Annotated in this window: 11 protein-coding genes; 4 read left to right on the top strand and 7 right to left on the bottom strand. The window is 69.6% G+C overall.

Annotated elements, in window-relative coordinates:
- Position 1 precedes the first annotated feature (1 nt).
- Together ACI2L1_RS21245 and ACI2L1_RS21240 are read left to right on the top strand one after the other, a co-directional pair.
- Positions 2 to 865 carry an ABC transporter permease gene (locus tag ACI2L1_RS21245; protein WP_404740888.1) on the top strand — a complete coding sequence of 288 codons (864 nt, stop codon included), beginning with the start codon at positions 2 to 4 and terminating at the stop codon, positions 863 to 865.
- 74 nt (positions 866 to 939) lie between these two features.
- Positions 940 to 2,010: an ABC transporter substrate-binding protein gene (locus tag ACI2L1_RS21240; RefSeq protein ID WP_404740887.1), complete on the top strand. Its 1,071-nt coding sequence runs from the start codon at positions 940 to 942 to the stop codon at positions 2,008 to 2,010.
- A gap of 15 nt (positions 2,011 to 2,025) precedes the next feature.
- Here ACI2L1_RS21240 and ACI2L1_RS21235 read toward each other — a convergent pair whose 3' ends face one another.
- The 4 genes from ACI2L1_RS21235 to ACI2L1_RS21220 all read right to left on the bottom strand — a co-directional run bounded on the left by ACI2L1_RS21235 (position 2,026) and on the right by ACI2L1_RS21220 (position 6,772).
- The gene (locus ACI2L1_RS21235) at positions 2,026 to 2,706 is read right to left on the bottom strand and encodes a response regulator (RefSeq protein WP_404740886.1); all 681 of its coding nucleotides are present in this window, start codon (positions 2,704 to 2,706) and stop codon (positions 2,026 to 2,028) included.
- Complete coding sequence (locus ACI2L1_RS21230; RefSeq protein WP_404740885.1) at positions 2,706 to 4,379, bottom strand: ATP-binding protein; 1,674 nt, start codon at positions 4,377 to 4,379, stop codon at positions 2,706 to 2,708. Before ACI2L1_RS21230 ends, ACI2L1_RS21235 begins: the two co-directional genes overlap by 1 nt.
- Before the next feature lie 90 nt (positions 4,380 to 4,469).
- Positions 4,470 to 5,414: a sucrase ferredoxin gene (locus ACI2L1_RS21225; RefSeq protein ID WP_404740884.1), complete on the bottom strand. Its 945-nt coding sequence runs from the start codon at positions 5,412 to 5,414 to the stop codon at positions 4,470 to 4,472.
- 95 nt (positions 5,415 to 5,509) lie between these two features.
- Complete coding sequence (locus tag ACI2L1_RS21220; RefSeq protein ID WP_404740883.1) at positions 5,510 to 6,772, bottom strand: citrate synthase; 1,263 nt, start codon at positions 6,770 to 6,772, stop codon at positions 5,510 to 5,512.
- 112 nt (positions 6,773 to 6,884) lie between these two features.
- Between ACI2L1_RS21220 and ACI2L1_RS21215 the strand changes: the two genes are divergently transcribed.
- On the top strand, positions 6,885 to 8,051 hold the full coding sequence (locus tag ACI2L1_RS21215) for a citrate synthase/methylcitrate synthase (protein WP_404740882.1): 1,167 nt from the start codon (positions 6,885 to 6,887) through the stop codon (positions 8,049 to 8,051).
- 156 nt (positions 8,052 to 8,207) lie between these two features.
- Here ACI2L1_RS21215 and ACI2L1_RS21210 read toward each other — a convergent pair whose 3' ends face one another.
- Positions 8,208 to 8,447, bottom strand: coding sequence for a hypothetical protein (locus tag ACI2L1_RS21210; RefSeq protein WP_404740881.1), 240 nt, complete (start codon positions 8,445 to 8,447; stop codon positions 8,208 to 8,210).
- Between the two features lie 249 nt (positions 8,448 to 8,696).
- Complete coding sequence (locus ACI2L1_RS21205; RefSeq protein WP_404740880.1) at positions 8,697 to 9,215, bottom strand: DUF6082 family protein; 519 nt, start codon at positions 9,213 to 9,215, stop codon at positions 8,697 to 8,699.
- Positions 9,216 to 9,572: 357 nt separating this feature from the next.
- Between ACI2L1_RS21205 and ACI2L1_RS21200 the strand changes: the two genes are divergently transcribed.
- Complete coding sequence (locus tag ACI2L1_RS21200) at positions 9,573 to 10,658, top strand: CobW family GTP-binding protein (protein WP_404740879.1); 1,086 nt, start codon at positions 9,573 to 9,575, stop codon at positions 10,656 to 10,658.
- Here the strand turns inward: ACI2L1_RS21200 and ACI2L1_RS21195 are convergent.
- Positions 10,655 to 13,108, bottom strand: coding sequence for a DNA topoisomerase (ATP-hydrolyzing) subunit A (locus tag ACI2L1_RS21195; protein ID WP_404740878.1), 2,454 nt, complete (start codon positions 13,106 to 13,108; stop codon positions 10,655 to 10,657). The genes ACI2L1_RS21200 and ACI2L1_RS21195 overlap by 4 nt on opposite strands.
- Positions 13,109 to 13,397 lie beyond the last annotated feature (289 nt).

Raw genomic sequence — 13,397 nt, 5'->3', positions numbered from 1 at the left:
CATGCCTGAGGCCCAGGTCGCGTTGACCATGACCGAGCCCGGCAACAAGACCGACCGCGCGCACTCACGCGCGCGTGCCGCCCGCAGACGCAGAATCGTCGTCGCTGTGTCCCGCGTGCTGCTCCTGGTCGCAGTCCTCGGTCTGTGGGAGGTGCTCGCCCGGGCCGAAGTCATCGATCCCTTCAACTTCTCCATGCCCTCAAAGATCTGGGACCAGATCTGGACCTGGTTCACACACGGAACAGCACTCGGCTCGCTGGGCGAACAGATCTGGTACACGCTCCACGAGGCCCTGCTGGGCTGGGTGTTCGGTGTGGTCGCCGGTGTGGTCTTCGGCATTGCGCTGGGGCGGATCACCTTGCTCGCCGACGTACTTGGTCCATACATCAAGGTGCTCAACTCAATCCCCCGGATTGTCCTTGCACCCATCTTCGTCATCTGGTTCGGACTAGGACCGGCCTCCAAGGTCGCCTCGGCCGTCGTCCTGGTCTTCTTCCCCGTCTTCTTCAACGCCTTCCAGGGCGCCCGCGAGGTCGACCGCAACCTGGTCGCCAACGCCCGGATCCTCGGCGCGAGCGACCGCAGGGTGACGCTTCAGGTCGTCATCCCGTCCGCGACCTCGTGGATCTTCACCAGCCTGCACGTGAGCTTCGGCTTCGCCCTCATCGGCGCGATCGTCGGCGAGTACATCGGCGCGACCAAGGGCATCGGCCTGCTCGTCGCGCAGTCGCAGGGCACGTTCAACGCGGCCGGTGTGTACGCCGCGATGGTCATCCTCGCCGTCGTCGCGCTCCTCGCCGAAGGGCTGCTCACCTTCGCCGAGAGCCGCATCTTCCGCTGGAAACCGGCGAATTCCGACAGCTGAGGCCTCAACGGCTGCCGACGCCGGCCCGCCCGCTCATCCCCTCCCGCACCGCCCCTCACAAGGACGTGAACCCCATGCGCAAGACCGCCAGATACACCTCCCTGGCCGCCGCCGGCCTGCTCGCCCTCGCCTCGCTCACCGCCTGCGCCAACGATGCCGCCAGCACGGCCTCTGCCGACTCCGGCAGCAACGGTGATGGCAAGGGCACCAAGGTCAAGATCATGGTCGGTGGCCTCGACAAGGTCATCTACCTGCCCGCGATGCTGACCCAGCGGCTCGGTTACTTCGACTCCGAAGGACTCGACGTGGAGCTGCTGAGCGAGCCCGCCGGTGTCCAGGCCGAGACCGCGCTCGTATCCGGCCAGGTCCAGGGCGCCGTCGGCTTCTACGACCACACCCTCGACCTGCAGGTGAAGGGCAAGGACGTGGAGTCGGTCGTGCAGTTCTCGCACGCGCCCGGCGAGGTGGAGATCGTCTCCAACAAGGCGGCCGGCGACATCACTTCGCCGAAGGACTTCAAGGGCAAGAAACTCGGCGTCACGGGCCTCGGTTCCTCGACCGACTTCCTCACCAAGTACCTCGCGGTCAAGAACGGCGTGAAGGTCAGCGAGTTCACGCCGGTCGCCGTCGGTGCGGGACCCACGTTCATCTCGGCGCTTCAACAGGGCTCGATCGACGGCGGGATGACGACCGACCCGACCGTGGCGACGATCCTGGACAAGAAGGCCGGCAAGGTCCTCCTGGACATGCGCACGCCTCAGGGCTCGGACGAGGCGCTCGGAGGACCGTATCCCTCGTCAAGCCTGTACATGCAGACGGACTGGGTCAACGGTCACAAGGAGACCGTCCAGAAGTTGGCCAATGCATTCGTCAAGACGCTCAAGTGGATGTCCACCCACAGCGCGACCCAGATCGCCGACAAGATGCCCGCCGACTACTCGCAGGGCAACAAGCTGTTGTACGCGGTGGCCATCAAGAACACTCTGCCCATGTTCACCAAGGACGGCGTGATGCCCGAGAACGGTCCCGAGACCGTCGAGAAGGTCCTCAAGGCGTTCAACCCCACCATCCAGAACGCCGACGTCGACCTCGACAAGACGTACACGACGGAGTTCGTCGAGAAGGCCGCGCAGAACGCCGGCTGAACGCGAGAAGCCTCGTCACGCGCGGGTCGCCCACACGTAACGGTGTTCCGGGCGGCCCGCGTCGCCGTACTTGAGAGTGAGCCTGGCCCGCCCTGTGCGCTCCAGAAGCTTCAGATAGCGCTGGGCGGTCTGCCGGCTCACCCCCGTCCGGTCGGCGATCTCCTGGGCGGACAGAGGCCCTTCGGCGTTCATCAGGGACCTTCGTACGAGCTCGGCCGTGGTGGGGGAGTGCCCCTTGGGCAGATCGGGCTCCGCGGGCGAGGCCAGCGCGCCGAAGATGCGGTCGACCTCCGCCTGTTCCGCCTCGCCGCCGCCGTCCAGGGTGCGGCGCAGCTCGGCGTACGCCTCCAGCCTGGCCCTGAGGCCCGCGAAGGCGAACGGCTTGACCAGGTACTGCAGCGCGCCGTGTCGCATCGCCGCCTGCACGGTCGTCACGTCCCGCGCCGCCGTCACCATGATCACGTCGGTCTGGTGGCCGCGCCGCCGCATCTCCTGGACCACCGTGAGGCCCGTCTCGTCGGGCAGATAGTGATCCATGAGCACCAGGTCCACGTGAGGCAGCGCCTCCAGCTGCCGCAGCGCGTCCGCCGCGCTGTGGGCCTCGCCGGCCACGCGGAAGCCGGGCACCTTCTCGACGTAGGCGGCATTGACGCGTGCCACGCGGGTGTCGTCGTCCACGACCAGGACCTCGATCATCACGACTCCTCCTCGGTGGCGGTCTGCTGGGCGAGCGGTGCGGTGAGAGCGGGCTGTGGCTGAGTCTCGGTCAGTGCGTCGGGCAGTACGACGGTGAACTCGGCGCCTCCGCCGCCCGCCTCCCCGACGGTCGCGCTGCCACCCTGACGCTCGGCGAGCTTGCGCACCAGGGAGAGCCCCAGGCCGCGCCCCCGATGCGCGGGAGGCTCCTTGGTCGACCAGCCCTCGGTGAAGATCAACTCCCGCTGCTCCACCGGAATTCCGGGCCCGGTGTCCCGCACCCTGAGGACGGCCGCACAGCCCTCGGTGCGCAGTTCGACCTCCACGCGCGCGTGCGGTGCGCCGGCGACGGCGTCCAGGGCGTTGTCCACGAGGTTGCCCACGATCGTGACCAGCCCGCTCGGATCGACCAGCCGGTCCGGCAGCCGGGTCCGGTCGGAGACCCACAGGGCGACTCCGCGTTCGGCGGCGACGGTCGCCTTGCCCACCAGCAGCGCGGCGAGCAGCGGGTCCTCGATCTTCTCGGTGACCTGTTCCGCGGTGGCCCGGTGGTCGCCGACGACCTCCCCGACGAACTCCACGGCGTCGTCGTACATCTCCAGCTCAAGCAGCCCCAGGAGCGTGTGCATCCGGTTGGCGTGCTCGTGGTCCTGGGCACGCAGGGCGTCGATCAGACCGTGAGTGGAGTCGAGCTCCCGGCCGAGCTGCTCCAGCTCGGTACGGTCGCGCAGGGTGGCGACGGCGCCGTCGTCGTCGGTGGGCATGCGGTTGGCGACCAGCACCCGCTGGCCGCGGACCGTGACCAGGTCGGTGCCCGTGACCCGTCCGGCCAGGACGTCGGCCGTACGGCCGTCACCGAGCGCTTCGTCGGGAGAGCGGCCCACGGCCTCCTCGCCGATGCCCAGCAGCCGCCGGGCCTCGTCGTTGAGCAGGCGGATGCGCCCTGCGCGGTCCAGGGCGACGACGCCCTCCCGGATGCCGTGCAGCATGGCCTCCCGCTCCGCGAGCAGGGCGGAGATATCCGAGAAGGCCAGGTCACGGGTCTGCCGCTGGACCCGGCGGGAAATGAGCCAGGCGGCCAGCGCGCCGACGGCGAGAGCCCCGCCGGCGTAGGCGAACAGCCCCGGGATCGCGTGGATCAGCCGGGCGCGCACGCTGTCGTAGGCGATGCCGACGGAAACCGCCCCGACGATCTCGTGCTCGCTGTCGTACAGCGGGACCTTGCCGCGGGCGGTGCGGCCCAGGGTGCCGCTGTCGATCTGCATGACCTCCTGGCCGGCCAGGGCCTGGCCGGGGTCGGTCGAGACGTTCCTGCCGATCTCGCTGCGGGTGGGGTGTGACCAGCGCACGCCCCGCCAGTCCATCACCACGACGTACTCGGCCCCGGTCGCCTTGCGGATCCGCTCCGCCTCCTTCTGGACGGGGCCGCTGGGCAGCGGGGGCGTGTCCTTGACCTCTTCGGCGATCTGCGACTCGGCGGCGGTGGTCTGCGCGATGGCGAGCGCCCGGCGCATCGCCTGGTCGTCCAGCTGGTTGCTCAGAGGCGCCAGGAAGAGACCGGTCGCGAGCACCGCGACTCCCGCGGCGATCGCCAGCTGCATCAGGAGCACCTGCGAGAAGACCTTGCGGGGGAGTCCGAGGCGCAGACGGCGGGCGGGGGGAGTGCGGCTCATACCCATGACGGTACGTGGACGTGCCGGATTCACCGCAGGGGGTGTGGCATGGATCTCTTGATCAATGCGTTGACCGGTCCGTCGGTCCTGTCAGCTCGCCAGTGCCGTCGATGTCCTCAGCTCGCGAACCGCCGTGACGTTCATCCGCGCGGGCGAGCCGAGCACCGACGCCCCGCAGCTCTCCGGGCGGGGCGGCAGGGACGCCGTCTGGGCCACGAGGACGCGCCATTGGCGGCCGTCGAGGTGTGCGACGGTCACCTCCCAGTGCGGGGCCGCGCCCTCTGTCCGTACGACGGTCAGCGCCTCGGCCGCGTATTCGCCCACCGTCGTGCGCACGGCCAGCTCGGCGGCCTGGCCGGGGCGCTCCCAGGCGGAGTTCCCGCGGCACCCCTCGACCACGATCCGGCCCTCCTGGACGCTGTGCAGGACCTGCTTGACGGTGTGGGCCTCGGCGCGGCCGTAGGCGTAGCCGTACGGCAGCACGAGCAGCGTCGGGGAGAAGCGATGACCACCCAGATGGGTGACCTCCCAGGCGCCCTCGACGCCCGAAGCGGCCAGTTCCGCGGCGAGCGGGCGGCCGAGGAGCGCGCAGCAGCGGTCCCGCTTGCCGTTCGTGCAGACGAGGGCGAGCGGATCGCCGGTGTGGGGCCGTCCCCGGAGCGCCGCGTCGAACGAGGCGTGCTCGCCCCTGCCGAGCGCGGCGAAGTCCAGGCCCAGCAGGTCCTGTGGGTCGCGGGTCGTCGCGCTGTGCAGCCACACGTTGCCGGGCGCGGTGTGGGCGGCGTACACCTGCCGGTCCGTGGGCGTTCCGCTGTCGGCGTGCCGTCCGGGGCGGCGGATGAGCGCGATGCGCACGCCCGTGTCCTTCGCGGCGGTCTCCAAGGCGCGGCCCAGCGCGGGGTCCAGGTGGCTCGAAGTGAGCGCCTTGGCGCCCCAGGGACCGGGCTGTTCCAGCAGCAGCCAGGTCCGTGCCGTGGCCGCGGTTCCGGAAACGGGCTCGTCTAGGTCGTGCGAGACCGTTGAGCAGGTACTCACAGAGGTGAGCCTAACCTGACTTGGGTTGCGGTGACTTCCGGCCCTGTCCGAGTCGGCGTTCCGGCAGTGTGGCGTGCCGCTCGTGCCGGGGTGCTTCAGTGTTCCGGCAGCGGCTGCGGCGGCTTCGGCCCCACGTAGATGCCGCTGGGGCGCATACGCAGCGGGCGCTCCCCGTACTCCTCGAGCGCGTGGGCGATCCAGCCGGCCGTACGGGCGACGGCGAAGATCGTCTCGCCCGCGCTGGAGGGCATGCCGGAGGAGGCCGTGAACACGGCGAGGGCCAGGTCCACGTTGGCGTGCAGGGGGGTGTGGCGGGCGGTGGTGGCCACGATGTCGCGGGCCGCGAGGAGGGCAGGCTCGGCGCGTGGGATCTCCGCCAGGAGGGCGAACAGGGCACGCGCGCGTGGGTCTTCGCCGGGGTAGAGGCGGTGTCCGAGGCCCGGGATGCGGCGGCCGGCCCGCAGTTCCTCCGCGATCACGGGGGCCGCGTCGCCCTGGTCGAGCACGTCGAGCAGCAGCTTGTGGGCGAGCCCGCTGGCCGCGCCGTGCAAGGGGCCCTCCAGGACGCCGAGTCCGGCGGAGACGGCGGCGTACGCGTGCGCGTGGGCCGACGCGGCGACGCGTACCGCGAGGGTCGAGGCGGCGAGGTCGTGGTCGACGAGCAGGCCGAGCGCCGTGTCCAGGGCCCGCAGGGACGCCTCGTCGGGCTTGCGGCCGCTGAGGCGGGTCCACAGCCGGTGGGCCAGCGGGCCGTCGTCGCGGCGGCGGTCGTGCAGTACGGGTGGCAGGGCGGCGACCAGGGTGGGGATGAGGGTCCGAGCGGTACCGAGCACAGCCTCCTCGGACAGGTCGAAGCGCAGCGGGTCGGCGGCCGCGGCGGCGATCGCGGCGACCCGCAACCGGTCGGTGGGGCCGGTGTGTTCGGGCAGTGCGTCGGCCGCGCGGCGGGCCACGTCGACGGCGGAGTCCGGTGCGGTGAAGGTGGCGCCGGGGCGCAGGTGTCCGGTCCAGAGCCACTCCGCGATCTCTTCGTAGGAGTGGCGCGCGGCGAGTTCGGTCGCGTCGACGCCCCGGAAGTAATAGCGGTCGTCGTCGATGAACGTGAGGCGGGTCCGTACGGACAGTTCGCCGCCGGACCCCGGACTCCCGCCGCTCGCCCGGCGGTTGCGCCGGGCGAGGGTCTCCACCTCCCTGGCGTCGAAGGTGCTGCCCCGGCCGCCGGGGACACGTCGGCTGCTGAGCTGGCCGCGGCTCACGTAGGCGTAGACGGTCTCGGGCTTCACTCCCAGCAGGTCGGCGGCTTCCTTGGTGCTGAGCCGGTCTACGGCGGGGCCGGGGAGGGGGGGTTGATCGCGCATAAGAGGTCACCGTATCCGCAGCCGGGTGGGTTGATTGATGTGTATTGATCTAATCAATATTGACATCAATCGAGTCAACCATGGACAGTCGAATCAAGTCCAGGGAGGAATCATGTCGGTCAACAGGTCAGCAACCACACTCGTCGACGTGCCGCGAGGGCTTGCCGGAGTCGTCGTCACCGACACCGAGGTCGGGGACGTCCGGGGGCGTGAGGGGTTCTATCACTACCGCCAGTACTCGGCCGTCGAACTCGCGCAGACCCGCGGTTTCGAGGATGTCTGGCATCTCCTGGTCCACGGTGAACTGCCGGACGCCGGACAGGCCGTGGCCTTCCGTGGCGAGAGCGCGGCGTTGCGGCGGCTGCCGGGCGAGGTGCGGGCGGCGCTGCCGGCGATCGCGGCGGCGAGCGGGCGGTCGGGGCCGCTGGCCGGTATGCGCACCGCGTTGTCGCTGCTCGGCGCGGCGAAGGGATTCCGGCCGGTGTACGACATCGACGCGGACGAGCGGCGACGGGACACTCTCGTGGCGGCCGCGGCCGTGCCGACGCTGCTCACCGCGTTGCACCGGCTGGGCAAGGGGCTGGAGCCGGTGGAGCCGCGGGAGGATCTCTCGTACGCGGCCAACTATCTCTACATGTTGACGGGTTCGGAGCCGGAGCCTCAACGGGCCCGGGCGGTCGAGCAGTACTTGATCTCAACCATTGATCACGGTTTCAATGCATCAACCTTCACGGCGCGGGTCATCGCGTCGACGGGGGCGGATGTGGCGGCGTGTCTCGTGGGGGCCGTGGGGGCGTTGTCCGGGCCGCTGCACGGGGGTGCGCCCAGTAGGGCGCTGGACACCCTCGACGCGATCGGTACGCCCGACCGCATAGACCCCTGGATCCGTGAGCGCGTCCTCGCCGGCGAGCGGATCATGGGCTTCGGCCATGCGATCTACCGCACGGAGGACCCTCGTTCCCGGATGCTGAGGGAGGTCGCGCAGCGCTTCGGCGGGCCCCGCGTGGACTTCGCCGTCGAGGTGGAACGCCATGTCGAGGCGATCCTGGCGGAGTTGAAGCCGGGGCGGGAGTTGCACACCAACGTCGAGTTCTACGCGGGCGTGGTCATGGAGCTGTGCGGGCTGCCCCGCGAGATGTTCACACCTACGTTCGCGTCGGGGCGGGTGGTGGGGTGGAGCGCCAACATCCTGGAGCAGGCGGCGGACTCGAAGATCATTCGGCCGGTGGCGCGGTATGTGGGGCCGGTGGCGCCGATGGCGGTGCCGGTGATGGCCTGATGAACGGAGCCCGGCGCCACGTCGGGGCCGGGCTCCCCTCAAGGCCTCACCCGGGCGGTTCCTCGGAGATGCACGGGTGCCTGCGGGCCGCGAGGGCTGCCATCGCGGCCGCAGCGATGCCGCTCAGGCGCCGAGTGCCCGACGAGTGCGGCTGTCTCAAGCATCCGGAATGTCGGCCTTGGCTCGTAGGAGCGTCTCGCGTGTGATGACGACGATGCGCTCGTAGTCGGCCCTCCCGGCGTCGGCGGGCAGATGGGAGTCCAGAGAGTCAGTGACGTCCGTGCCGATGACGGCGAAGTTCCCGTCGGCCAACTCGAAGATGTCCGGACAGGTCGCGCCGGACGTGCTGCCCCGTTCGCGTGGCGATGCGCCGAGGCGGCGAATGATCTGACTCACTGTTGGTTTCCCTTTGATCTCACGAGTGATGAGCAAGCGCACGACGGCTGCGAAGCGAGGCGGCCCTGTGGGGTGCACGCGTCATCTGGCGACGTGGGCGGCGGTGGTGCGGGGCTGCCGTACGCGATCACGTGTGAGTCAACCCCGGCGGCTGAGTCAACCTCAGCGGCGCCTGGGACAACGGGATACTTGACCTGTTCGTTATGGGCCGAGGGTGTGATTTCCACGGACGGCGGCTTGAGCGTTCTGCTACGCGCCAGGCGGCTCACCGACCACCCACCACTCCTCGGTGTCCGAATCCTCCAACTGCTGGAGCAGATCGTCGACCAGCTTGCCCAGTTCCGCCTCGTCGGTGTCCGCAAGGCTCGCCCGCTGCTGCTGGGTGGCGTACCAGTACTCCCTGACGATCGGGTTCTGGAAGATGCCGCGGACGTGCTTGAAGAACTCCTCCTTGGAGAGGTTGCCGATGCGGTAGTAGAAGAGCAGGTTCGTGTACAAGGCATTGGCGAACAGGTACTGGCGGCGCTGCTTGGGGGACACCGGAGTCTCGTAGAGATCCAGGACCTCGGCGAGTTCGGGATCGTCTATGGCCTTGCTGAGCAGCTCCCAGTGCTGGTGCTGTTGACTCGCCAGGTCGACGTGCTCATGGGAACGGGCAGCCTCTTCCCATCGGTCCAGTCGCGCATGGAGCGACCGCATCTCGTGGCGCTGCGCGGCGAGGGAGGCGGCGGCACCCGCCACCGCGCCGACGCCGACCCAGGCGGCCATGCGCAGTCCTCGCGTCCAAGAGCTCTGTGTGGCCATGTCAACCCCCGATTCAAACGGCCGTGCGCCGGTCGTCGGGGTGCGGGTCGACTGATGGGGACCGGCGAGCGGTGGGCGGCGCTTGCCGTCTCCCAGGGTGCCGAGCGGCTCTGATCGGCGGGGGAGGCGGAGAGGAGGCGCACGGAGGGAAGTGAGGGTCGCACGGACCGGCGCCTTGCCCAACGTCTGCCCCGCAAGTGCTGCTAACAATCGTTCACTTCGCAGTGATTATTCCGGCTCGTATCCTGGTCCGGCATTCAAACCTCGTACGTGCGCCGGGATCGCGATCCGGTGCACGCGGCAGCGCGAAAGAGGTCGCACGTGAGTCAGCCGAGCGGGAGCCACCGGCAGATCCCGGTCGTCGTCCTTGCCGGATTCCTCGGTTCCGGCAAGACCACCCTCCTCAATCATCTCCTCCACCGCAGCGGCGGCAGCCGTATCGGCGCCGTCGTCAACGACTTCGGAGCCATCGAGATCGACGCCATGGCCGTCGCCGGAGCCCTCGGTGACTCCACCGTGTCCCTCGGGAACGGCTGCCTGTGCTGCGCCGTCGACGTCAGCGAGCTCGACGGCTACCTCGCCAGGCTCGCTCACCCCGACACCGGTATCGACGTCATCGTCATCGAGGCCAGCGGTCTCGCCGAGCCGCAGGAACTCGTGCGCATGGTGCTCGCCAGCGAGCAGCCGGGGATCGTCTACGGCGGTCTCGTCGAGGTCGTGGACGCCGCCGAGTTCTACGACACCCGCGCCAGGCACCCCGAACTCGACCGGCATCTCGCCCTCGCCGACCTCGTGGTGGTCAACAAGCTCGACCGGGCCGCCGACGCCGAGCGGGTCCACAAGACCGTCCGATCTCTCGTCGACCGTGCCGCCGTCGTACCCGCCACCTACGGCCGCGTCGATCCCGAGTTCCTCTTCGACTGCCGGCCCAGCGAGGAGCGCATCGGACAGCTCTCCTTCGACGACCTGCACGACCATGACGCCGATCGCGACCACGACGACCACAGCGACCCTCACACCGGCCACCTGCACACCGGCTACGACACGCTCTCCTTCACCTCCGACAGCCCCCTCGATCCCCGTCGGCTCATGGCCTTCCTCGACAGCAGGCCAGAGGGCCTCTACCGGATCAAGGGGTACGTCGACTTCGGGCCGTACGACATCCGCAACCGTTACGCCGTCCATGCCATAGGGCGGTTTCTGCGCTTCTACCCGGAGGCCTGGGCGCCCGGAGACCCCCGTCTCACCCAGCTCGTCCTCATCGGCGCCGGTATCGACACCCCTGCCCTCGGCAAGGAGCTGGAGGCGTGCAAGAGAGACGCGGACGCCCCACACACCGATGAGCACGGCATGTGGGGCGTCCTTCGCTACGTACAGGATCCCGACGAGCAGGACCCCGAGTTCTAGACCGGCCCCGCCACCACCGACACCGTCTTCGCCAGCGACACCCCAGAGCCGTCGCGGCGCGGGTCCATCTCCGGGAGGTCGGCCGGGGTGCCGTTCTTCTGCGCGGCGCGGGCCGGGACGGCTCCCGCCCAGGCAAGCGAGAGACAGTCCTCGCCCTTCAGGAACCGCTGGCAGCGGACGCCGCCCGTGGCACGGCCCTTGCGCGGGTACTGGTCGAACGGCGTCAGCTTGGCCGTCGTCTGGACGGAGTCGTCGAGTGTGCCGCGCGAACCCGCCACCGTGAAGACGACCGCGTCCGCCGCCGGGTCCACCGCGGTGAAGGAGATGACCTTCGCGCCCTCGGTGAGCTTGATGCCCGCCATACCGCCCGCCGGACGGCCCTGCGGGCGGACCTGCGCGGCCTGGTAACGCAGGAGTTGGGCGTCGTCGGTGATGAAGACCAGGTCCTCCTCACCCGTACGCAGCTCGACCGCGCCGACGATCCGGTCGCCCTCCTTGAGCGTGATGACCTCCAACTCCTCCTTGTTGGACGGGTAGTCGGGCACCACACGCTTGACGACGCCCTGTGCCGTGCCGAGCGCCAGACCGGGGGAGGACTCGTCGAGCGTGATGAGGCAGACCAGCGTCTCGTCGTCCTCCAGGGACAGGAACTCCGACAACGGGGCACCGCCCGAGAGGTTCGTGGCCGACTCCGGAAGCTGCGGCAGGTCGATGACGTTCAGGCGGAGCAGACGGCCGGACGACGTCACCGCGCCGATCTCTCCCCGCGCGGTGGCCGGCACCGCCGAGAGGATCACATCGTGCTTGGCGCGCTTGCCGCCGGCCTCCTCCGGGAACGGTTCGCCGTTCGCCGTACGGGCCACCAGACCCGTCGAGGACAGCAGCACCCGGCACGGGTCGTCCGCCACCTGGAGCGGCACGGCGGCCACGGGGACGCCCGATGTCCCGTCCACCAGGACCGTGCGCCGCTCGGTGCCGTACTTCTTGGCGACCGCGGCCAGTTCGGCGGAGACCAGCTTGCGCAGCTCGGCGTCGGACTCCAGGATCCTGGTCAGCTCCGCGATCTCCGCGTTGAGCCGGTCCTTCTCCGACTCCAGCTCGATGCGGTCGAACCTGGTGAGGCGCCGCAGGGGCGTGTCCAGGATGTACTGCGTCTGGATCTCGCTCAGCGAGAAGCGCTCGATCAGGCGCTCCTTCGCCTGCGCGGAGTTGTCGCTGGAGCGGATGATGCGGATGACCTCGTCGATGTCGACCAAGGCGGTGAGCAGGCCCTCGACCAGGTGCAGCCGGTCGCGCCGCTTGGTGCGCCGGAACTCGCTGCGACGGCGCACCACTTCGAAGCGGTGGTCGAGATAGACCTCAAGGAGCTCCTTGAGGCCCAGAGTGAGGGGCTGTCCGTCGACCAGCGCGACGTTGTTGATGCCGAAGGACTCCTCCATGGGCGTCAGCTTGTAGAGCTGCTCCAGGACCGCCTCCGGCACGAAGCCGTTCTTGATCTCGATGACGAGACGCAGGCCGTGCGCGCGGTCGGTGAGGTCCTTGACGTCGGCGATGCCCTGGAGCTTCTTCGCGCCGACCAGGTCCTTGATCTTGGCGATCACCTTCTCCGGGCCGACCGTGAAGGGCAGCTCGGTGACGACGAGACCCTTGCGGCGTGCCGTCACTGTGTCGACGGCGACCGTCGCCCGGATCTTGAAGGTGCCGCGGCCCGTCTCGTAGGCGTCCCGGATGCCGGAGAGGCCGACGATCCGGCCGCCGGTGGGCAGGTCGGGGCCCGGGACGTGCCTCATCAGGGCGTCCAGATCCGCGTTCGGGTAGCGGATCAGGTGGCGGGCGGCCGCGATGACCTCGGTGAGGTTGTGCGGCGCCATGTTGGTGGCCATACCGACCGCGATGCCCGAGGAGCCGTTCACCAGGAGGTTGGGGAAGGCGGCGGGCAGTGCGCCCGGCTCCTGCTCCTGGCCGTCGTAGTTCGGCGCGAAGTCGACGGTGTCCTCGTCGATCGACTCCGTCATCAGGCTCGCGGCCTCGGCGGCTCGGCACTCGGTGTACCGCATGGCGGCCGGCGGGTCGTCGTTGCCCAGCGAACCGAAGTTGCCGTGGCCGTCGACCAGCGGAACGCTCATCGAGAAGGGCTGGGCCATGCGCACCAGGGCGTCGTAGATCGACGCGTCGCCGTGCGGGTGCAGCTTGCCCATCACTTCGCCGACGACGCGCGCGCACTTGACGTATCCACGATCCGGGCGCAGGCCCATCTCGTTCATCTGGTAGACGATGCGGCGGTGCACCGGCTTGAGTCCGTCGCGGGCGTCCGGGAGCGCGCGGGAGTAGATGACCGAGTACGCGTACTCGAGGTACGAGCCCTTCATCTCGTCCACGACGTCGATGTCGAGGATCCGCTCCTCGTACGAGTCGTCGGGCGGCGGGGTCTTCGTGCTGCGGCGGGCCATCGCTGCCGGCTCCTCTTTTCTGGCGCTTGCCTACGGGTCGCTCACGTCGGCCCTTTGGCTCACTCTTGTCTGAAGCGTGAACGGGTTCTGACGCGGACCATTGTGGACCGCGGCACTGACAGTCCGGGCCAGGACCCGGCTGAGCCGCCCGGTCCGGCGCCCACGCAGCGCCTTGCTCACGGTTGCCCGCAGGCTACGCGATCCGCTGTGGGCGTACGCGCCCCGGGAACTTCACCGAGGGTCCGCACGCTTGCATACAGTGGCAGGACCGGCAGGAAAACCGCGGTTT

It is taken from the genome of Streptomyces sp. NPDC019531, assembly GCF_044903305.1.
GTDB lineage: Bacteria > Actinomycetota > Actinomycetes > Streptomycetales > Streptomycetaceae > Streptomyces.
This window is presented reverse-complemented; position numbering and strand designations above follow the sequence as displayed.